Consider the following 20,600-nt stretch of genomic DNA (forward strand, 5'->3'; position numbering starts at 1 on the left):
GGGTCGCAGGAAGCGTCGGAATGGGACGGTCAGGCCGTGGTTTTCAGCAGGAGGCGGGCGGCCTTGATGTCTTCGGCCGTGCCCGGCTGGGCCCGCGCAGGGATGCCCAGCAGGATCGACCGCGGCGGGGCGTCCTTCGTGACGACAGCGTTGGCCCCCACCGTGCTCCACGCGCCGAGCGTGATCGGGCCGAGGATCTTGGCGCCGGCGCCCACGGTCACGCCGTCCTGGAGGGTGGGGTGGCGCTGGGCGCCCGGCACGATCCCGTGGCGGCTCTTCCCGCCGAGCGTGACCCCGTGGTACAGCATCACGTCGTCGCCGACGACGGCGGTCTCACCGATCACGACACCCATGCCGTGGTCGATGAACAGGCGGCGCCCGATGCTCGCACCGGGGTGGATTTCCACCCCGGTGAGGAAGCGGGCGAACTGCGAGAGCAGCCGGGCCGGCAGGCGGTACCCGTGCGACCACAGCATGTGCGTGACCCGGTAGGCCCAGACGGCGTGCACTCCGCTGTAGGCGAGCACGACCTCCACCTTGCTGTGCGCGGCAGGGTCGTGCCTCTCTGCCATCGCGATGTCCTCGCGAATGCGGGCGAACACTCCCATGCCGGGTACCTGTCTGTTGAATCTCGGGTGATGAATGCTTAGTCGACGAGGTCTTCGTAGAGCACCGTGCTGATGTACCGCTCGCCGAAGCCGGGCACGATCACGACGATGGTCTTGCCGGCGTTCTCGGGCAGCTTGGCCTGCTCGAGGGCGGCCCAGACCGCGGCGCCGCCGGAGATGCCGGCCAGGATGCCTTCCTGGGTGCCGAGGGCGCGAGCGGTGGCGATCGAGTCGGCCAGGGTCACATCGGTGACCTCGTCGTAGATGTGCGTGTCGAGCACCGACGGCACGAAGTTGGCGCCGATTCCCTGGATCTTGTGCGGGCCGGGGGCGCCGCCGTTGAGGATAGGTGAGTCCTTGGGCTCGACGCCGACGATGCGGATCGCGGGCTTCCGCTCTTTGAGCAGCTGGCCGGCGCCGGTGATGGTGCCGCCGGTGCCGATGCCGGCGACCAGGAGGTCGACGGCTCCGTCGGTGTCGTCCCAGATCTCCACACCGGTGGTGGCCTTGTGAATGGCAGGGTTGGCCGGGTTGTCGAACTGGCGGGCCCAGATCGCACCGGGCGTGGCCGCCGCGATCTCCTTGGCCTTCTCGACCGCTCCGCGCATGCCGTCGGGGCCCGGGGTGAGCACCAGCTCGGCGCCGTAGGCGCGCAGGAGGATCTTGCGCTCCTTACTCATGGTCTCGGGCATCGCGAGGATGACCTTGTAACCGCGGGCGGCGCCCACGAGCGCGAGGGCGATGCCGGTGTTGCCGCTGGTGCCCTCGACGATGGTGCCGCCGGGCTTCAGCTCGCCGGACTTCTCGGCGGCGTCGACGATCGCCACGCCGATGCGGTCCTTGACGCTGCTGGACGGGTTGTAGAACTCAAGCTTGGCGAGCACCGTTGCCGTGGAATCGCCGGGCAGGCGGTTGAGCTTCACCAGCGGGGTGTTGCCGACGGTTTCGGTAATGTCTGAGTAGATCCGTGCGGACATCGGTAGACCTTTCCTGCGGGCTCATCAGGGAGCCTCGTGTTTCTGCGGACGAGCCGCTGGGGTGGGTAACGCCGTAACGGGGAGCTCTGCAGTATGCCTCGTTCAGCCTAGAGCCCTGACGATACTCAGGGAGGTGCGTAAGATTTCACTTTGTGACAGCTCCCAGCAACACCCCAGCTTCTTCGTTCGATGAGTCGGCCCGCGAGCCGTCTGCGGAGCCGGCGACGGTGGACCGGACCCGCGCCGACGCGATCGCCCGGCTCACCCACGCGGGCATCGAAGACGCCGAGGTGGATGCCGATCTGCTCATCGGCCACGTGCTGGGCACGAGCCGCGGGCAGGTCCAGGCCGCCGCGATCATGGGCACCGTCCTCTCCGCAGCCGACACGACGGCGATCGCCGCGCTGCTCGAGCGCCGCGAGAAGCGCGAACCGCTCCAGCACATCACCGGGCGGGCACCGTTCCGTTCCCTGGAGTTGAACGTGGGCCCAGGGGTCTTCGTGCCGCGCCCCGAGACCGAGGGAGTCGCCCAGCTGGCGATCGACGCGCTGCGTTCCATGGCCGACCCCGAACCCATCGGCGTCGACCTCGGCACGGGCAGCGGGGCGATCGCCCTGGCCCTGGCCACCGAGGTGCCGCACGCCCGCGTGTTCGCCTGCGAGAACTCGCCGGATGCCTTCCCCTGGACCAGCCGCAACTTCGCGGAGGTCGGGGCACCGAACTCCACCCTCGTCTTCGCCGACCTCGCCGACGCGTTCACTGAGCTGGACGGCACCGTCTCCGTCGTCGTCTCCAACCCGCCGTACATCCCCGCCGACGCCATCCCGCGCGACCCCGAGGTGCGCCTGTTCGATCCCGCCGCCGCCCTGTTCGGGGGCGAAGACGGCCTCGACGTGGTGCGCCTGGTGTCACAGACCGGCCTGCGCCTGCTGCGGGCCGGGGGAGTGCTCATCATCGAGCACGGCGAGCTGCAGGGCGCCGAGATCCGTGACCTGCTCGACGCCGACGGCTGGCGGGCCACCGCCACCCACCGCGACCTCACCACCCGGGACCGCACCACTACCGCCCTGCGCCCGTGACCGCATCCATACGCCCCAGCGCCGCCGCCGCCGCGGGCCTGCGCCCGATGACGCCGGAAGAGCTCGAGGCCTGGCTCGTCACCAGCACCCTCGACTACGCCGAGGACCTTGAGCCGGCGGGACTGAGCCGGGCCGCGGCCGAGAGGAAAGCGGGGGAGTCCACCGCGCGCGAGTTCCCGGACGGCCTCCCCGCCCCCGGCCAGCACGTCTACGCGGTGACGGTCCCCGGTGAGCACGTCGGTGTGCTCTGGCTCGCGGCCGGACCGGCCGACGACCCCACCAACTGGTGGATTCTAGACATCCTGATCTTCGAAGCATTCCGCGGCCGCGGCCACGGCCGCCGGGCGATGCTGCTCGCCGAGACCGAGGCAGCCCGACTGGGTGCCGCCAAGATCACCCTGAACGTGTTCGCCCGCAACGCTGCCGCCCGAGCCCTCTACGCGTCCCTGGCCTACGAGCCCACCAAAATCTACTTGGAAAAGACGCTCTCCCTCCCGCGAGCCGTGAGTTGAGCCCCAAAAGTCCCGGGTTTTCGGGGCCCAGGTCACGGCTCGCGAGCGGGCGGCTCCCAGCCCTCACAGGTGGGCTGCAGTAGAATCAGGCGCGATGACACGTATCTATGACTGCTCGGTCGACGAGGAATACGCGACCGGCATGCGACTGGCACGCTCGGCGATCGGCCGCGGCGCGCTCGTCGTCATCCCCACCGACACCGTCTACGGCGTCGCCGCCGACGCCTTCAACCCCGACGCCGTGCAGAAGCTGCTGGAAGCCAAGGGTCGCGACCGGCAATCGCCGCCGCCCGTCCTTGTTCCCGGCATCCCCACCCTGGATGCCCTGGCCGAGAACGTGCCGCAGCCGGTGCGGGACCTCGTCGCCGCGTTCTGGCCCGGCGGGCTCACCGTCATCCTGACCGCCCAGCCGTCGTTGGTCTGGGACCTCGGCGAGACCAGGGGCACCGTCGCCCTGCGGATGCCGCGCAACCAGGTGGCCCTCGACCTCCTCGCCGAAACCGGCCCGCTCGCCGTCTCCAGCGCCAACACCACCGGGCTCCCGTCCGCCATCGACGTCATCGGCGCCGAGGACATGCTCGGCGTCAACGTCGCGGTCTACCTCGACGGGGGAGTGGCCGGCCTGGACTACGAAGCGATCGGAGACCGCCCCGGCGACACCTCCTCCACCATCATCGACGCGACCGGGTTCGACACCAACGGCGGCAAACTGGTGATCGTGCGCAACGGCGTCATCTCCCGTGCCGCCATCGAGGCCGTGATCGGGGAGGCGCTCGCCCCGGTAGCCGACCAATGACCCTGTTCGTCATCCTCGCCCTCGTATCGGCGGTGGTGACCTACCTGATGTCGCTGGTGGTGCTCAAGCTCACACACAAGTACCGGCTGTACCCCAAGATCCGCGAACGTGACGTGCACACCCGGCCCACCCCGCGGCTCGGCGGCATCGCGATGTTCTGCGGCATCCTTGTCGCCTTCGGGGTGTCCTACCTGGTGGCCTCCCAATTCGCGCCGCTCCGGCTGATCTTCGCCGACCCGCACCAGATCATGGCCATCCTCGGGGCCGCGCTGCTGATCGTGCTGCTGGGCGTCGCCGACGACATCTGGGACCTGGACTGGATGACCAAGCTCCTCGGTCAGTTCATCGCCGCCGGCCTGGTCGCCTGGCAGGGCGTGCAGGTCTTCTCGCTGCCCATCGGCGGTCTCACGGTGGGGTCGTCGTGGATGTCGATCGTGATCACGGTGATGGCCATCGTCATCGTGATGAACATGATCAACTTCATCGACGGCCTGGACGGCCTCGTCGCCGGGGTGGCGCTCATCGCCAACGGCGTGTTCTTCATCTACAGCTACCTGCTGGTGCGCGACACGTCGCCCACCAACTACTTCAACCTCGCCTCCCTCATCGCGGCGATCCTGGTGGGAGCCTGCGTGGGCTTCCTGCCGGTGAACTGGCGGCCGGCGAAGATGTTCATGGGCGATGCCGGCGCGCTGCTGGTGGGCCTGCTGATGGCCACCTCCGCCATCGCCATCACCGGTCAGGTTGACCCCACCTCGATCAACCGCGCCCAGCTGTTCCCGGCCTTCATCCCGTTGATCCTGCCGGTGGCGATCCTGATCATCCCGCTGCTCGACTTCGGGCTCGCCGTCTTCCGGCGGGTGCGGGCGGGCAAGTCCCCGTTCAGCGCCGACCGTAAGCACCTGCACCACCGCCTGCTCGACATGGGCCACTCCCACCTGCACGCCGTGCTGATCTTCTACGGCTGGACAGCGGCGGCCTCGGTCGGGTGCCTGCTCTACTACGTGCTGCCCGTGTTCCTCGGGCTGCCGAGCGGCTGGGCCACAGTCTTCCTGGTGACCGCCCTGGTCATCTGCACCATCGTGACGCTCGCGCCTCTGAGCCGCCGCAAGGCCATCGAGGCGGCCAGCCAGCTGGCGCCCGTCACGGCGGCCATCGGCACGGAGCCGAGCGCCGTACTCGACCCCCTCGACGAGGCGTCAGACGACGCCAAGGAGCACGCATGAGCACCAACACCCAGCCCACCTCCATCCCCGTCTTCCGGCAGGTTCTCGTCTACGGCGGCATCCTCGCCCTCGCGATCGCGGTGGTCGGCATGGTCGTCGGCGGGCTCACCGTCGGCGGCATCGGAGTGCTCAGCGCGTTGATCGGCACCCTGATGGCCGTGGTGTTCATGGGCATCACCGCCGCCAGCATTCTGTTGGCCAATCGTTACGCCGGCAACGAGAACTCCATCGGCGCGTTCTTCGGCATCGTGATGGGCGGCTGGCTGCTCAAGTTCATCGTCTTCCTGGTTCTGCTGATCCTGCTCAAGGACCAGCCCTGGATTCACCCGCTGGTGCTGTTCCTGAGCATCATCGCCGGTGTTATCGGGTCGCTCGTCGTCGACGCGATAGTGCTTTTCAAGAGCCGGATGCCCTACGCCAGCGACGTCGTGCTGCCGCCCGCGCCGCACGACGACTGAGGCTCACCTAACCCGCGACTCGCCGCACGGCCCAATCAGCCACTGAGCAGGCCGCACTCGATTCGTAAGCTGGGCTCGTTTATTGCTAGGGTTATGAGCGATTCACCCCGGACCGACGTTGCCCATGCTGGCGCGAAGACCGGCATCTATATTCGTCGTTGCGAGAGCAGAGCTCCACGCCCCGAAACAGGAGAAAGCGCTGCTAGAAACCGCCGTAAACCTGCTCGTTCCGCTCGCGTCTGACGACGGTGAGTTCCACGGTCCAACGATCAACGAGTTTTTCCCCGATGCGATCTTCTTCGCGAACACTCCGTTCGAGATGAACCGCATCATCCTCATCCGCTTCATTGCGGTTGCCGTGATGATGCTGCTCTTCTGGGCCGGAACCCGTCGCATGAAGATCGTCCCGACCCGCCTCCAGAGCCTGGTCGAAATGGGCCTGGACCTCGTGCGTGTCAACATCGCAGAGGACCTGCTCGGCAAGAAGGATGGCAAACGCTTCCTTCCGCTGATCACCACCATCTTCTTCATGGTGCTCTTCATGAACCTCACCGGGGTGATCCCGTTCCTGAACATCGCGGGAACCTCGGTCATCGGCGTTCCGCTGGTGCTCGCCCTGGTCGCGTACGGCGCGTTCCTCTACGCCGGCATCAAGAAGCACCCGGGCAAGTTCTTCCGCAACTCGCTCTTCCCGCCCGGAGTTCCCCCGGTGCTGTACATCATCGTCACGCCGATCGAGTTCGTCTCCACGTTCCTGATCCGCCCGGTCACGCTCACCCTGCGACTGCTGATGAACATGGTTGTCGGCCACCTCCTGCTGGTGCTGTTCTTCGCGGCGACCCAGTTCTTCTTCTTCACCGCGGACGGCGGCTTCAAGCTGTTCGGTGTCGGTACCCTCGCGTTCGGCTTCGTGTTCACATTGTTCGAACTCTTGGTGGCGACGCTGCAGGCGTACGTCTTCGCATTGCTCACCGCTGTCTACATCCAGCTCGCGCTGGCTGACGAGCACTAACCTCGTACCCGGCGATCGCCGGATACGTCACTACGGAAGGAAACACACGTGGACGCAGTTACCGTTCTCGCGGAAATCAACGGCAACATTGCCACCGTCGGCTACGGCCTCGCGGCTATCGGCCCGGCAATCGGCGTTGGTATCGTCGTGGGCAAGACCATCGAGGGTGTCGCACGTCAGCCTGAGCTGGCCGGCCGCCTGCAGGTGCTGATGTACATCGGTATCGCATTCACCGAGGCGCTTGCGTTCATCGGTATCGCTACGTACTTCATCTTCGTTTAGTCCTCTTTTCTACAACTAGTTAGGAGGCACGATGCTTCACTCAGTGATTGCAGCCGCCGCAGAAGCGGAAGAGACGGTCAACCCGCTCATTCCCGCGATCTACGACATCATTTGGTCGTCCTTCGTCTTCGTCGTCATTCTCTTCTTCTTCTGGAAGCTTGTGCTTCCACGGATGCAGAAGCTCCTCGACGACCGCGCAGAGGCCATTGAAGGAAACATCGCGAAGGCCGACGAAGCTCAGCGCAAGGCAGAGGCTGCTCTCGAGCAGTACACCGCCCAGCTCGCTGCAGCCCGCGTCGAGGCCGGTCAGATCCGCGAGCAGGCTCGCGCCGACGGTCAGCAGATCGTCGCCGAGCTTCGTGAGCAGGCGTCCTCGGACGCCGGCCGGATCCTGGCCACCGCCAAGACCCAGATCGAGGCAGAGCACCAGGCCGCCATCACCTCGCTTCGCAGCGAGGTCGGCACCCTGGCTCTCGACCTGGCCTCCGGTGTCATCGGTGAAAGCCTGAACGACGACGCGCGTGCAAGCGCCATCGTCGACAGGTTCCTCGCCGACATCGAGTCCTCCGAGAACACGGCCCCGTCGGCCGGAAAGCACTAGACACATGGGAAGCGCCACCAGAGAAGCCTTGGCCTCGTCGCGGACGGCCTTGGCCGCCCACGCCGACTCGGCCGATCTGGCGACGGGCGAAAGCCTGTTCGACGCCGGCCGGGTCATCGGCAACTCCTCTCAGCTGCTGGCCGCCATCGGCGACGCCTCGGCTGATGAGGCCGCCAAGACCGCCCTCGTCCGGGCGGTCTTCGCGCCGACCGTGACGCCGGTCGCACTCGAGTTGCTGCAGTCCGCTGCCGCAGCTCGGTGGTCGAACCACCAGGACCTGCTCGCAGGCATCGAAGCGCTCGGCCTCCGCGTCGTCGCAGCATCCGCCCCGGCGGACGTGTCGATCGACGCCGAGCTGTTCACCTTTGGTGCGGCGGTCTCGTCGGACGCCGAGCTCGAATTGGCGCTGACCAGCAAGCTCACCCCGGCTGTCGCCAAGGTGAGTCTCGTTGACGCCCTGCTGAAAGGCAAGGCGAGCGACCAGACGCTCACCATCGTGCGTCACCTCGTGCGGCAGCCCCGCGGACGCCGCATCGGCGAACTGCTCCGGGACGCGGCCACGATCGTCGCCGACCAGGCTGACTCCGTCATCGCCACTGTCACCTCCGCGACACCGTTGCAGAGCGCGCAGCTGGACCGGCTCGCCAAGACCCTGTCAGCCCGGTACGGACGTAACCTCACCATCAACCAGGTCATCGACGCATCCGTCGTCGGCGGCCTGAAAGTACAGATCGGCGATGACGTCATTGACGGCAGCATCGCCACCCGTCTCAAGGACTTGAGACTGCAGCTTGCTGGGTAACCTTCGGGTTCCCAGATCACACAAACCTCGAGACGGTAACGTGTCGAAAAGACAAAGCCTGTACTGCTGTACAGAAAAGGGAAGATGATGGCAGAACTAACGATCAGCCCCGATGAGATCCGCGACGCTCTCCAGGACTTCGTCAAGTCCTACGAGCCGAACAAGACCGCGACGACTGAGGTCGGCTACGTCACCACCGCGGGCGATGGCATCGCCCACGTTGAGGGTCTCCCCGGCGTCATGGCCAACGAGCTCATCAAGTTCGCCGATGGCACCCTGGGCCTCGCGCTGAACCTCGACGAAGACGAGATCGGTGTTGTCGTCCTCGGCGAGTTCGCCGGCATCGTGGAGGGCATGGAGGTGTACCGCACCGGCGAGGTGCTCTCCGTACCCGTCGGCGACGGCTACCTGGGCCGGGTCGTCGACCCGCTCGGCGCACCGATCGACGGTCTCGGCGAGATCAAGACCGACGGCCGCCGCGCCCTCGAGCTGCAGGCTCCCGGCGTCATGCACCGCAAGTCGGTCCACGAGCCGATGCAGACCGGCATCAAGGCCATCGACGCGATGATCCCGATCGGCCGTGGCCAGCGCCAGCTGATCATCGGTGACCGCCAGACCGGTAAGACCGCGATCGCGGTGGACACCATCATCAACCAGAAGGCCAACTGGGAGTCCGGCGACACCAACAAGCAGGTTCGCTGCATCTACGTCGCCATCGGCCAGAAGGGCTCCACCATCGCTTCGGTGAAGGGTGCGCTCGAGGATGCCGGAGCGATGGAGTACACCACCATCGTCGCCGCCCCCGCCTCCGACCCGGCCGGCTTCAAGTACCTGGCCCCGTATACCGGCTCGGCCATCGGCCAGCACTGGATGTACTCCGGCAAGCACGTCCTCATCATCTTCGATGACCTGTCCAAGCAGGCCGAGGCCTATCGTGCGGTGTCGCTGCTGCTGCGTCGCCCGCCGGGACGCGAAGCGTACCCCGGCGACGTGTTCTACCTGCACTCCCGCCTGCTCGAGCGTTGTGCCAAGCTCTCCGACGAGCTCGGCGCCGGCTCGATGACCGGCCTGCCGATCATCGAGACCAAGGCCAACGACGTTGCCGCCTACATTCCGACCAACGTGATCTCGATCACCGACGGCCAGATCTTCCTGCAGTCCGACCTCTTCAACGCCAACCAGCGCCCCGCTGTCGACGTGGGAATCTCGGTCTCCCGAGTTGGCGGTGACGCCCAGGTCAAGTCGATCAAGAAGGTCTCCGGTACCCTCAAGCTCGAACTGGCCCAGTACCGCTCGCTCGAGGCATTCTCGATGTTCGCATCGGACCTCGACCCGGCCAGCCGTCGCCAGCTTGCTCGTGGCGCCCGCCTGACCGAGCTGCTCAAGCAGCCGCAGTACTCCCCGTACCCGGTCGAGGACCAGGTCGTTTCGATCTGGGCCGGCACCAACGGCAAGCTCGACGAGGTTCCCCTCGAAGACATCCTGCGTTTCGAGCGCGAACTGCTCGACTACCTGGGCCGTAACACGGGCATTCTCACCACCCTGCGCGAAACCAACGTGCTCTCCGACGACACTGTCGCCGAGCTCACTGGCGCGGTCGACACCTTCAAGCGCGAATTCCAGACCGGTGAGGGCAAGGCACTCGCCTCCGTCGGCCGCGAAGAGTTCGTCGCGACCAAGGCGGAAGACGTCAACCAGGAAAAGATCGTCAAGCACAAGCGCTAGTCGCTTCACCCGGTTCGCGCCGCCAGCCGCGGCGCGAACCGGACCGCTTGACACCCACCGACACGACAGACAAGTAAGCACAGGAGACACATGGGAGCGCAACTTCGGGTCTACCGGCAGAAGATCAAATCTGCCCAGACGACCAAGAAGATCACTCGGGCCATGGAGCTGATCTCCGCCTCGCGCATCCAGAAGGCGCAGGCGAGGGTTGCTGCGTCCACCCCGTATTCGCGTGCGATCACACGGGCAGTTTCCGCGGTCGCCACGTACTCGAACATCGAGCACGTCCTGACCACCGAACCCGAGACCATCAACCGCGCAGCGGTCGTCATCTTCGCGTCCGACCGTGGCCTGGCCGGAGCGTTCAGCTCCCAGGTGCTCCGCGAGGCCGAGCAGCTCACCGAGCTGCTGCGCAGCCAGGGCAAGGACGTCGTCTATTACCTGGTCGGCCGCAAGGCGCTCGCGTACTTCAGCTTCCGCCGCCGCGTCTCGGAGCGATCCTGGACCGGCGCGACGGACCAGCCGCAGTTCGACACGGCCCAGGAAATCGGTGAGGCCCTCCTCGAGGCGTTCCTCCGCGAAGCCGACGACGGTGGCGTGGACGAAATTCACATCGTCTACAACCGCTTCGTGAGCATGGTCACCCAGGTTCCCGAGGTTGTCCGGTTGCTGCCGCTCGAGGTCGTCGAAGGCGAAGAAGCGCCCGAAGCGTCCGCCGTTCTGCCGCTCTACGAATTCGAGCCGGAGGCCGAGACTGTTCTCGACGCCCTGCTCCCGGTGTACATCGAAAGCCGCATCTTCAACGCCATGTTGCAGTCGGCCGCTTCGGAGCACGCCAGCCGTCAGAAGGCCATGAAGTCGGCCAGCGACAACGCAGACAAGCTCATCAAGGACTTCACGCGGCTGTCGAACAACGCGCGCCAGACCGAGATCACGCAGCAGATTTCCGAGATCGTGGGTGGAGCCGACGCGCTCTCATCCGCCAAGAACTAACCAGAGAAGAGAGAGTTATGACTGACACCGCAATCGCGCCAGTCCTCGAGGAGGGCACAGCCGGCGCTGTGGGCCGGATCGCACGCGTTACGGGACCCGTCGTGGACATTGAGTTCCCGCACGACTCGATCCCTGGAATGTACAACGCGCTCAAGACGACCATCGTCATTGGCGACGAGTCGACCGAGATCACCCTCGAGGTTGCCCTGCACCTCGGTGACGACCTCGTTCGCGCCATCGCCCTGAACCCCACCGACGGACTCGTCCGCGGCCAGGAGGTCCGGGACACCGGATCGCCCATCATGGTCCCGGTCGGAAACGTCACCAAGGGTCGCGTCTTCAACGTCATCGGCGAGGTGCTCAACGCCAAGCCCGGCGAGACCATCGAGATCACCGAACGCTGGCCCATCCACCGCAAGCCGCCGCCCTTCGACCAGCTGGAGTCCAAGACCCAGCTGTTCGAGACCGGCATCAAGGTCATCGACCTGCTGACGCCGTACGTGCTCGGTGGAAAGATCGGCCTCTTCGGTGGTGCCGGTGTCGGCAAGACCGTCCTGATCCAGGAAATGATCCAGCGCGTTGCGCAGGACCACGGTGGAGTGTCAGTGTTCGCCGGTGTCGGCGAGCGTACCCGTGAGGGCAACGACCTCATCGGCGAAATGGAAGAGGCCGGCGTCTTCGACAAGACCGCCCTCGTATTCGGCCAGATGGATGAGCCGCCGGGAACGCGACTGCGTGTCGCGCTCTCCGCGCTGACCATGGCGGAGTACTTCCGTGACGTCGCCAAGCAGGACGTGTTGCTCTTCATCGACAACATCTTCCGCTTCACCCAGGCCGGCTCGGAGGTGTCGACCCTGCTGGGCCGCATGCCCTCCGCCGTGGGTTACCAGCCGAACCTGGCCGACGAGATGGGCATCCTGCAGGAGCGCATCACGTCGACCCGTGGCCACTCGATCACCTCGCTCCAGGCCATCTACGTGCCTGCCGACGACTACACCGACCCGGCCCCGGCGACCACGTTCGCGCACCTCGACGCCACCACCGAGCTCTCGCGTGAGATCGCGTCGAAGGGCCTGTACCCGGCCGTCGACCCGCTCACCTCGTCCAGCCGTATCCTCGACCCCCGCTACCTGGGCGCCGATCACTACAACACGGCCGTTCGCGTGAAGGCGATCCTGCAGAAGAACAAGGAACTCCAGGAGATCATCGCGATCCTCGGTGTTGACGAGCTCTCTGAAGAAGACAAGGTGACCGTGGCCCGTGCCCGGCGCATCCAGCAGTTCCTGTCGCAGAACACCTACATGGCAAAGAAGTTCACGGGCGTCGAGGGTTCGACGGTGTCGCTCAAGGACACCATCGAGTCGTTCACGGCCATTGCCAACGGTGACTTCGACCACGTGTCCGAGCAGGCCTTCTTCAACGTCGGTGGCATCGGCGACGTCGAAGAGAAGTGGGCTCAGATCCAGAAGGAGAACGGCTAAGCATGGCTTCGGCTCCGCTTTCCGTGAGTGTCGTCTCGGCGGACCAGCAGGTCTGGTCCGGCGAGGCGACCATGGTCGTGGCACGCACCGTGGAAGGCGAGATCGGTATTCTCGCCGGCCACGAGCCGCTGCTGGCGATCCTCTCCAGCGGTGAGGTTCGGGTCACGCTCGCCGACGGAACCAAGGTCGTCGCCGAGGCGGCAGACGGTTTCCTCTCGGTCGAGAACGACACCATCACCATCGTGGCCCGCAAGGCCGCGCTCGTTTAGGACGTACTTGTTAGTGCTGAATTGTTAGTACTGTTACCGCCGTCGGAGACTAAACGCTCCGGCGGCGGTTTTCTGCCCCTGGAGCTGGACTCCCTGCGGTTTCCCGCCCTGACTGCCCGGCGCAACGTTCTCGTGCAGGCGTTGGCGGATCTGGCCGGCGACCCGGAGGCCACCGTCCGGGCCCTCAAGCTCGGCCGCACGCAGCTCGCCGAGGTGGACCGGAACGCTGCCCTGCGCTCCTCCGCGACGACCCCGGTCATCGACAGGTACACCGGTGTGCTCTACGACGCCCTGGATGCCGCGACGCTGTCCGCGGACGCCCGCGCCTTCGCCGGCCGGCACCTGCTGGTGCACTCCGCGTTGCTCGGGCCCGTCGGCGGCCTCGACCGGGTTCCCGCCTACCGGCTCTCGCACGACTCCCGGCTGCCGGGGCTGCCCCTCAAGAAGCACTGGGCCAGCGACGTATCCGCCGTACTGGAGACCTCCGAGGGGCTGCTCCTGGACCTCCGCTCGGAAGGGTACGTGTCGCTCGGTCCCGCCGCTGACCACGCGGAGCGGTACTTCCTGCGGGTCGTGACCGAGGGCGCCGACGGGCAGACGCGCGCGCTCAATCACTTCAACAAGAAATCCAAAGGGGAGTTCACCCGCGCCTTGCTCGAAAACGGCCAGGTTTTCGCCTCCGTCGACCAGCTGCTCGGCTGGGCAGACGCTGCCGGCCTGACCCTCCGACCCGGTGCCGCCGGTGAACTGGAACTCGTCGTTTCCGGGCACTGACCTTTTTGCATCGTCGGGCTCCTAGGATGAACTCGTGCAGAGACAACGAGTAACGGTCACCGTCACCGGCGCCGGAGGCAACATCGGCTACGCGCTGATGTTCCGGATCGCGTCCGGGCAGCTGCTCGGCAACCATGTCCCGGTGGCCCTGCGATTACTGGAGATCCCCAGCGGACTCCGCGCCGCCGAAGGCAGTGCGTTCGAGCTGCAGGACAGCGCGTTCCCGCTGCTCGACGACGTACGGGTGACGGATGATCCGGCGCAGGCCTTCGACGGAACCAACGTCGCGATCCTGGTGGGCGCGAGGCCGCGCGGCCCCGGCCAGGAACGCGCCGACCTGCTCGAGGGCAACGCCCGCATCTTCGGCCCCCAGGGCGCCGCGATCAACGCCGGTGCCGCTGACGACGTGCGGGTGGTCGTGGTGGGCAACCCAGCCAACACCAACGCCTTCGTTGCCGCCAGCCACGCGCCCGACGTTCCCGCCGACCGCTTCACCGCCCTCACCCGGCTCGACCACAACCGGGCGGTCGCCCAGCTCGCCGCCCACCTGTCCGTGCCGGTGACCTCGGTGCGGGGCGTCGCCATCTGGGGGAACCACTCCACGCTGCAGTACCCGGACGTGTCGCACGCCACCGTCGACGGGCGCCCGGTGCGGGACCTCGTCGACGAAGCCTGGCTGGTGGACGAATTCATCCCCCGGGTCGCCAACCGCGGGGCCGAGATCATCGCCGTGCGCGGCGCCTCCTCGATGGGCTCGGCAGCCAGCGCCGCCGTTGACCATGTCTACGACTGGGTCAACGGCACCGGCGACGACTGGACCAGCGCCGGCGTGGTGTCCGACGGGTCCTACGGGGTGCCTGAGGGCCTGGTGTCGTCCTACCCGGTGCGCTCCCTGGGCGGGCGCTGGGCGATCGAACCGGGCCTGGAGATCGACGCGTTCTCGCGGGCGCGGATCGACGCGTCGGTCGCAGAGCTCGCCGCCGAACGGGAGGCCGTCAGCGCGCTGGGCCTGCTCGGCCCGCGCTGACGACACCCGCCGGTTCCATTAGGCGGGCGTCGGCGCACGGTGGCAGCCGGCCACGTGGTCGTTCACCAGGCCGCTGGATTGCATCAGCGCGTACATCGTGGTGGGGCCGACGAACCGGTAGCCGCGCGAGCGGAGTTTCGTGCTGAGCGCGGTGGACTCGTCGGTGATCGCCGGCACGTCGGCCAGGCTGGGCAGCGGCAGCGGCCGCGGGGCGGGGGCGAAGCTCCAGATCAGCTCGGCGAGACTCTCGCCGAGCGCGAGGGTGGTGCGGGCGTTGTCGATTGTCGCGGTGATCTTGCCCCGGTGCCGGATGATCCGTTCGTCACCGAGCAGGCGCTCCACGTCCTCATCGGTGAACGCGGCCACCGCCGCGATGTCGAAGCCCGCGAACGCGGCCCGGAACGCCGGCCGGCGGCGCAGGATGGTGATCCAGGACAGCCCCGCCTGGAACCCCTCCAGGCAGAGCTTCTCGAACAGTGCCCGGTCTTCGCGGAGCGGCTGACCCCACTCCTCATCGTGGTAGCGCTGGTACTCGGCATCGTTGGCCGCCCAGCCGCAGCGGGGGAGCCCGTCGTCGCCGACGACCACCGAGACCCGCGCCGGCGCGGGAAGGTCAGTCATCCGACGTACTCGATGCGCTCGTGGCGCAGCAGCCACTGCTTGGTGGGGATGCCCTCGCCGGCGCTGAAGCCGGTGATCCGGCCGTTGGACGCGAGCACCCGGTGGCAGCCCACGAGAATGGGCGCCGGGTTCGCGCCTACGGCGCCGCCGATGGCCCGCCCCGCCCCGCTCTTCCCGATCGACCGGCCGAGCTCGCCGTAGGAGAGGTGGTCACCGAACGGGATCGCGGCCAGACCCAGCCAGACGCTGCGCTGGAACTCGGTGCCGCGGGACAGCCGTACGGGGACGTCGAAGGCAACCCGGTCGCCGGCGAAGTACTCCGTGAGTTGCTGTGCCGCCGACTGCAGGAGGGGGTTCGGGGCCTCCGGCAGGCCCTCGAACGGCAGGTGGCCGTTCCGGATGATGGCCAGCGACCAGATTTCGTCGTCGTCGCCGGTGAGTTCGAGTCCGCCGAGCGGGCTCGGCAGACGGATCAGGTTCGGGGGGAGGATGGCTGGGCTGCTCATACTGCGACTGTAGTCGGCGGCACGATGCGCATCCGGCGGGTTTCGGACACGGGAATGTTCCGTCCGATCGGGGGCTGTGGAGGAGGGGCGAAAGGTCGTCATCCGGGCGCGTCGGAGGAATAGCATTGTGAAATGGCTCAGATCGACTATCGCACTCTCGGCAACTCAGGTCTCGTCGTTTCGACGATCGGGCTCGGCTGCAACAACTTCGGCCGAACGGGCACCACCACCGAAGGCCAGGACGGCACGTCGCAGGTGATCGACGCGGCGATCGACGCCGGCGTCACGCTGTTCGACACCGCGGACATCTACGGCGCCGAACGGGGCCTCAGCGAGACCCTGATGGGACACGCCCTGCGCGGCAAGCGGGAGAAGATCGTGCTCGCCACCAAGTTCGGGATGGACATGGGCGGAGCCAACGGCCCCGACTGGGACGCGCGCGGCTCGCGCCGGTACATCCGCCTGGCCGTCGAGGCCTCCCTCACCCGCCTGCAGACGGACTGGATCGACCTGTACCAGTTGCACCGGCCCGACCCGAACACGCCCATCGAGGAGACCCTCTCGGTGCTGGACGATCTCATCCGCGAGGGCAAGATCCGCTACATCGGCCACTCGAACCTCGCCGGCTGGCAGATCGCCGAGGCCGAGTTCACCGCGAGAATGGCAGGGCATCCGGCCTTCATCTCCGCGCAGAACGAGTACAGCCTGCTGGTGCGAGACGCCGAGGACGAGGTGATCCCGGCCGTGAACGCGTACGGCCTGGGTTTCCTGCCGTTCTTCCCGCTCTACAACGGCCTGTTCACCGGTAAGTTCACCCGCGCCGGCGGCCCGGCGGACAGCCGGATCATGATGGTGCGCCGGCACCTGCTCGACGACGCCCCCTGGGACACCATCGAGCGTTACCAGCAGTTCTGCGACGACCGCGGCGTGACCATGCTCGCGGCCACCCTCGCCTGGCTGCTGGCCCAGCCCGGCCTGACCAGCGTGATCGCCGGCGCCACCAAGCCGGAGCAGATCCTGCAGAACGCCGACGCCGCCACCAGCTGGCGCCCCACGAGCGACGACGTCGCCTATATCTCAGCGTTGTTCGCCTGATGCTCTGGACACTGCTCGTCCGCTACCTCCGGCCGCACTGGCGGTTGCTGGTCGCCGTCATCGTGTTCCAGCTGGCCCAGTCGATCGCGTCGCTGTACCTGCCGGCGCTGAACGCCGACATCATCGATGAGGGTGTGGCCACGGGCGACACCGGCTACATCCTCCGCACCGGCGGGATGATGCTGCTGATCACGCTCGGCCAGATCATCTGCGCCATCATCGCCGTCTACTTCGGCGCCAAGGCGGCCATGGCGCTGGGCCGTGACCTGCGCGGCGCCGTCTTCACCCGGGTGGGTGAATTCTCCGAGCAGGAGGTCAGCCGGTTCGGCGCCCCGTCGCTGATCACCCGCTCCACCAATGACGTGCAGCAGGTGCAGATGCTGGTGCTGACCACCTGCACCCTGCTGGTCTCCGCGCCCATCCTCTGCATCGGCGGCATCATCATGGCGATGCGGCAGGACCTCGAATTGTCTTGGCTGATCGCGGTCAGCGTCCCCGTTCTCCTCATCGGCGTCGGGCTCATCATCGTGCGGATGGTTCCGCTGTTCCGGGTGATGCAGGTGCGCATCGACACCGTCAACCGGGTGCTGCGGGAGCAGCTCACCGGCATCCGCGTGATCCGCGCGTTCGTGCGGGAAGACGTCGAAACCGCTCGCTTCGGCCAGGCCAACACCGACGTCACCCAGACCGCCCTGCAGGCCGGGCGGCTGATGGCGCTGATGTTCCCCGTCGTGATGCTGGTGCTCAACGTCTCCAGCGTCGCCGTGATCTGGTTCGGCGCGTTCCGCATCGAGGACGGGTCCATGCAGGTGGGCACCCTGATCGCGTTCCTCAGCTACCTGATGCAGATCCTGATGGCCGTGATGATGGCTACCTTCATGGCGGTGATGATCCCGCGGGCCACCGTGTCCGCCGACCGGATCGGCGAGGTGCTCGACACCGCGTCCAGCGTGGTCCCGCCGGCGAGCCCGGTGAACCAGACCACCGGCCACGGCGAACTCGAGTTGCGCGGGGTGGGCTTCGCCTACCCGGGGGCGGAGCAGCCGGTGCTCAGCGATATCAGCTTCGTGGCCAGGCCCGGCTTCACCACAGCCATCATCGGCAGCACCGGCTCGGGCAAGACCACCCTGGTCAACCTGCTGCCCCGCCTGTTCGACGCCACCAGCGGCACCGTGCTCTTCGACGGCGTCGACGTGCGGGAGCTCAACCCCGACCTGCTCTGGGGCCACATCGGCCTGGTGCCGCAGAAGCCGTACCTGTTCTCCGGCACCGTGCGCAGCAACCTGCTCTACGGCAAACCGGATGCCACCGAGGCCGAGATCTGGCAGGCGCTCGAGACCGCCCAGGCGCGGGACTTCGTCGAGAAGCTCGACGGCGGCCTCGACGCTGCGATCTCGCAGGGCGGCACGAATGTGTCCGGCGGGCAGCGGCAGCGGCTCGCGATCGCCAGGGCGCTGGTGAAACGGCCGGAGCTGTACATCTTCGACGACTCCTTCTCGGCGCTCGACCTCGCCACGGATGCCCGCCTGCGGGCGGCCCTGGCCGAGGACGTCACCGACGCGACCATGATCATCGTCGCCCAGCGGGTCTCCACCATCATCGACGCCGACCAGATCCTCGTCATCGAGGACGGCCGGATCGTGGCCAGCGGCTCCCACGAGCAGCTCCTGGCAACGTCGTCGACCTACCAGGAAATCACGGCATCCCAGCTGGCAGCGGAGGCCACCTCATGAGCGACACCGACGACGACGTCAAGGTCCCGGCCCGGCCCCCGCGCGGCGGCGGGCCCTTCGGCGGCATGAACGTGCCGGCGGAGAAGGCGATGAACTTCTCCGTCAGCGCCAAGCGGCTGCTCGGCAAGTTGCGCCCCGAGCGGGTCTGGCTGGCGCTGGTCCTCGTCCTCGCCGTGATCAGCGTCACCTTCTCGGTGATCGGACCGCGCCTGCTCGGCGAGGGCACCAACCTGATCTTCTCGGGCATCGTGAGCAAGGCCCTGCCGGCCGGGGCGACCCAGGCCGAGGTGATCGCCGGGCTGCGCGCATCCGGCGATACCGCGCAGGCGGACATGCTCAGCGCCATGACCCTCACCCCCGGCCTCGGCATCGACTTCGCGGCTCTCTCGTCGGTGTTGTTCTGGGTGTTGGCGCTGTACATCCTCGCGTCCGTCTTCAGCTGGCTGCAGGCCCTGGTGCTCAACGCCGTCGTGCAGCGCACCGTCTACCGGCTGCGCGAGGAGATCGAGGCGAAGATCAACCGGCTGCCGCTGGGGTACTTCGACACCGTCAAGCGCGGCGAACTGCTCAGCCGGGTCACGAATGACGTCGACAACATCTCGCAGAGCCTGCAGCAGTCGCTCAGCCAGGTGGTCACCTCACTGCTCACCGTGATCGGCGTCATCGTGATGATGCTGCTGCTCTCGCCGGTGCTGGCCGTGATCGCGCTGATCACCGTGCCGCTGACCCTGCTGACCACGGTCATGATCGCCAAGCGCTCGCAGAAGCTGTTCGTGGCGCAGTGGAAGCACACCGGCGAACTCAACGGCCAGATCGAGGAGACCTTCTCCGGCCACGCCCTGGTGAAGGTCTTCGGCCGGCAGAAGGAGGTGGAGCAGCGTTTCAGCGCCAAGAACGACGAGCTCTTCCAGGCCAGCTTCGGCGCCCAGTTCGTGAGCGGCATGATCATGCCGGCCATGACCTTCATCGGCAACCTGGTCTACGTGGCCATCGCGGTCGTCGGCGGCCTGCAGGTGGCCTCCGGCGCGATGCAGCTCGGTGACGTGCAGGCGTTCATCCAGTACTCCCGGCAGTTCACCCAGCCGCTGGCGCAGCTCGGGTCGATGGCGAACCTGCTGCAGTCCGGCGTGGCCAGCGCCGAGCGGGTCTTCGAGCTGTTGGATGCCGACGAGCAGACCCCGGATGCCGACCCGGCCGAGACACCAGCGGAGACCCGCGGCCGCCTGGTGTTCGAGGACGTGTCGTTCAGCTACAGCCCCGACAAGCCGCTCATCGAGGGTCTCAACCTGGTTGCAGAGCCGGGCCAGACCGTGGCCATCGTGGGCCCCACCGGGGCGGGCAAGACCACGCTGGTGAACCTGATGATGCGTTTCTACGAACTCGACCGGGGCCGGATCACCCTGGACGGCGTTGACGTCGCGCAGATGACCAGGGACGACCTGCGCAGCCGGATGGGCATGGTGCTGCAGGACACCTGGCTGTTCGGCGGCAGCATCCGCGACAACATCGCCTACGGCCGGCCGGATGCCACCGAGGAGCAGATCCTCGAGGCCGCGAAGGCGACCTACGTGGACAGGTTCGTGCACTCGCTGCCGGACGGCTACGACACCGTGCTCGACGACGAGGGCGGCAATGTCAGCGCGGGGGAGAAGCAGCTGCTCACCATCGCCAGGGCGTTCCTGGCCCGGCCGAGCGTGCTGATCCTCGACGAGGCCACCAGCTCGGTGGACACCCGCACCGAGGTGCTGGTGCAGCACGCCATGAGCGCGCTCCGCGCCGACCGCACCAGCTTCGTGATTGCGCACCGCCTGTCGACCATCCGCGACGCCGACCTCATCCTGGTGATGGAGGCGGGCCGCATCGTGGAGCAGGGCAGCCACACCGAGCTCCTCGAAGCGAACGGCGCGTACCGAGCCCTCTACGACTCCCAGTTCGCCGCCGCCATCGAGTAATCCCCCCTCCCGAACCGTGAGAAGGGCCCCGAAAACCTCAGGTTTTCGGGGCCCTTCTCACGGTTCGCGGG

General features: G+C 67.1%; 22 protein-coding genes. 18 read left to right on the forward strand and 4 right to left on the reverse strand.

The window, feature by feature from the left end; all coding sequences use genetic code 11:
* Window positions 1-29: 29 nt before the first annotated feature.
* Both epsC and cysK read right to left on the reverse strand, forming a co-directional pair.
* Window positions 30-608, reverse strand: a complete 579-nt coding sequence (gene epsC, locus ACU5E9_RS18100) for a serine O-acetyltransferase EpsC (protein WP_456811279.1) — start codon at window positions 606-608, stop codon at window positions 30-32.
* Between the two features lie 38 nt (window positions 609-646).
* Entirely contained in the window at window positions 647-1,585 is a 939-nt protein-coding gene (cysK, locus tag ACU5E9_RS18105) for a cysteine synthase A (protein WP_456811280.1), read from the reverse strand.
* Window positions 1,586-1,812: 227 nt separating this feature from the next.
* Here cysK and prmC point away from each other — a divergent pair, with 227 nt between their 5' ends.
* The 15 genes from prmC (at window position 1,813) to ACU5E9_RS18180 (ending at window position 14,622) form a co-directional block, all read left to right on the forward strand.
* Window positions 1,813-2,664 carry a peptide chain release factor N(5)-glutamine methyltransferase gene (prmC, locus tag ACU5E9_RS18110; RefSeq protein ID WP_456813573.1) on the forward strand — a complete coding sequence of 284 codons (852 nt, stop codon included), beginning with the start codon at window positions 1,813-1,815 and terminating at the stop codon, window positions 2,662-2,664.
* The gene (locus ACU5E9_RS18115; RefSeq protein ID WP_456811281.1) at window positions 2,661-3,176 is read left to right on the forward strand and encodes a GNAT family N-acetyltransferase; all 516 of its coding nucleotides are present in this window, start codon (window positions 2,661-2,663) and stop codon (window positions 3,174-3,176) included. Before prmC ends, ACU5E9_RS18115 begins: the two co-directional genes overlap by 4 nt.
* Before the next feature lie 94 nt (window positions 3,177-3,270).
* Entirely contained in the window at window positions 3,271-3,972 is a 702-nt protein-coding gene (locus tag ACU5E9_RS18120; RefSeq protein ID WP_456811282.1) for an L-threonylcarbamoyladenylate synthase, read from the forward strand.
* Window positions 3,969-5,198 carry an MraY family glycosyltransferase gene (locus ACU5E9_RS18125; RefSeq protein ID WP_456811283.1) on the forward strand — a complete coding sequence of 410 codons (1,230 nt, stop codon included), beginning with the start codon at window positions 3,969-3,971 and terminating at the stop codon, window positions 5,196-5,198. The genes ACU5E9_RS18120 and ACU5E9_RS18125 overlap by 4 nt, the downstream gene beginning before the upstream one ends.
* Window positions 5,195-5,656, forward strand: a complete 462-nt coding sequence (locus ACU5E9_RS18130) for a hypothetical protein (RefSeq protein WP_456811284.1) — start codon at window positions 5,195-5,197, stop codon at window positions 5,654-5,656. Before ACU5E9_RS18125 ends, ACU5E9_RS18130 begins: the two co-directional genes overlap by 4 nt.
* A 124-nt stretch (window positions 5,657-5,780) precedes the next feature.
* On the forward strand, window positions 5,781-6,668 hold the full coding sequence (gene atpB / locus ACU5E9_RS18135) for a F0F1 ATP synthase subunit A (RefSeq protein WP_456811285.1): 888 nt from the start codon (window positions 5,781-5,783) through the stop codon (window positions 6,666-6,668).
* A 48-nt stretch (window positions 6,669-6,716) separates the two neighbouring features.
* On the forward strand, window positions 6,717-6,950 hold the full coding sequence (gene atpE / locus ACU5E9_RS18140) for an ATP synthase F0 subunit C (protein ID WP_066593671.1): 234 nt from the start codon (window positions 6,717-6,719) through the stop codon (window positions 6,948-6,950).
* 31 nt (window positions 6,951-6,981) lie between these two features.
* Window positions 6,982-7,551, forward strand: a complete 570-nt coding sequence (locus ACU5E9_RS18145; protein WP_456811286.1) for a F0F1 ATP synthase subunit B — start codon at window positions 6,982-6,984, stop codon at window positions 7,549-7,551.
* 4 nt (window positions 7,552-7,555) lie between these two features.
* Window positions 7,556-8,353, forward strand: a complete 798-nt coding sequence (locus ACU5E9_RS18150) for a F0F1 ATP synthase subunit delta (protein ID WP_456811287.1) — start codon at window positions 7,556-7,558, stop codon at window positions 8,351-8,353.
* An 87-nt stretch (window positions 8,354-8,440) separates the two neighbouring features.
* Complete coding sequence (atpA, locus tag ACU5E9_RS18155; RefSeq protein ID WP_456811288.1) at window positions 8,441-10,078, forward strand: F0F1 ATP synthase subunit alpha; 1,638 nt, start codon at window positions 8,441-8,443, stop codon at window positions 10,076-10,078.
* Window positions 10,079-10,168: 90 nt separating this feature from the next.
* Window positions 10,169-11,071: a F0F1 ATP synthase subunit gamma gene (locus ACU5E9_RS18160; RefSeq protein WP_456811289.1), complete on the forward strand. Its 903-nt coding sequence runs from the start codon at window positions 10,169-10,171 to the stop codon at window positions 11,069-11,071.
* A 17-nt stretch (window positions 11,072-11,088) separates the two neighbouring features.
* Complete coding sequence (gene atpD / locus ACU5E9_RS18165) at window positions 11,089-12,552, forward strand: F0F1 ATP synthase subunit beta (RefSeq protein ID WP_456811290.1); 1,464 nt, start codon at window positions 11,089-11,091, stop codon at window positions 12,550-12,552.
* 2 nt (window positions 12,553-12,554) lie between these two features.
* Window positions 12,555-12,821 carry a F0F1 ATP synthase subunit epsilon gene (locus tag ACU5E9_RS18170; protein ID WP_297366726.1) on the forward strand — a complete coding sequence of 89 codons (267 nt, stop codon included), beginning with the start codon at window positions 12,555-12,557 and terminating at the stop codon, window positions 12,819-12,821.
* Window positions 12,822-12,842: 21 nt separating this feature from the next.
* Window positions 12,843-13,595: a YaaA family protein gene (locus ACU5E9_RS18175; RefSeq protein WP_456811291.1), complete on the forward strand. Its 753-nt coding sequence runs from the start codon at window positions 12,843-12,845 to the stop codon at window positions 13,593-13,595.
* A gap of 34 nt (window positions 13,596-13,629) precedes the next feature.
* Window positions 13,630-14,622, forward strand: a complete 993-nt coding sequence (locus ACU5E9_RS18180; RefSeq protein WP_456811292.1) for a malate dehydrogenase — start codon at window positions 13,630-13,632, stop codon at window positions 14,620-14,622.
* Between the two features lie 18 nt (window positions 14,623-14,640).
* Here ACU5E9_RS18180 and ACU5E9_RS18185 read toward each other — a convergent pair whose 3' ends face one another.
* Together ACU5E9_RS18185 and ACU5E9_RS18190 are read right to left on the reverse strand one after the other, a co-directional pair.
* Window positions 14,641-15,243, reverse strand: a complete 603-nt coding sequence (locus ACU5E9_RS18185) for a DNA-3-methyladenine glycosylase I (protein WP_456811293.1) — start codon at window positions 15,241-15,243, stop codon at window positions 14,641-14,643.
* On the reverse strand, window positions 15,240-15,749 hold the full coding sequence (locus ACU5E9_RS18190) for a methylated-DNA--[protein]-cysteine S-methyltransferase (RefSeq protein ID WP_456811294.1): 510 nt from the start codon (window positions 15,747-15,749) through the stop codon (window positions 15,240-15,242). Before ACU5E9_RS18190 ends, ACU5E9_RS18185 begins: the two co-directional genes overlap by 4 nt.
* A 132-nt stretch (window positions 15,750-15,881) precedes the next feature.
* Here ACU5E9_RS18190 and ACU5E9_RS18195 point away from each other — a divergent pair, with 132 nt between their 5' ends.
* The 3 genes from ACU5E9_RS18195 to ACU5E9_RS18205 are packed head-to-tail and all read left to right on the forward strand — an operon-like array spanning window position 15,882 to window position 20,529.
* Window positions 15,882-16,844 carry an aldo/keto reductase gene (locus tag ACU5E9_RS18195; protein WP_456811295.1) on the forward strand — a complete coding sequence of 321 codons (963 nt, stop codon included), beginning with the start codon at window positions 15,882-15,884 and terminating at the stop codon, window positions 16,842-16,844.
* The gene (locus ACU5E9_RS18200) at window positions 16,844-18,577 is read left to right on the forward strand and encodes an ABC transporter ATP-binding protein (protein WP_456811296.1); all 1,734 of its coding nucleotides are present in this window, start codon (window positions 16,844-16,846) and stop codon (window positions 18,575-18,577) included. The genes ACU5E9_RS18195 and ACU5E9_RS18200 overlap by 1 nt, the downstream gene beginning before the upstream one ends.
* Window positions 18,574-20,529, forward strand: coding sequence for an ABC transporter ATP-binding protein (locus ACU5E9_RS18205; protein ID WP_456811297.1), 1,956 nt, complete (start codon window positions 18,574-18,576; stop codon window positions 20,527-20,529). Before ACU5E9_RS18200 ends, ACU5E9_RS18205 begins: the two co-directional genes overlap by 4 nt.
* The last annotated feature ends 71 nt before the right edge of the window (window positions 20,530-20,600 follow it).

The sequence above is a fragment of the Cryobacterium sp. AP23 genome, from assembly GCF_054075385.1.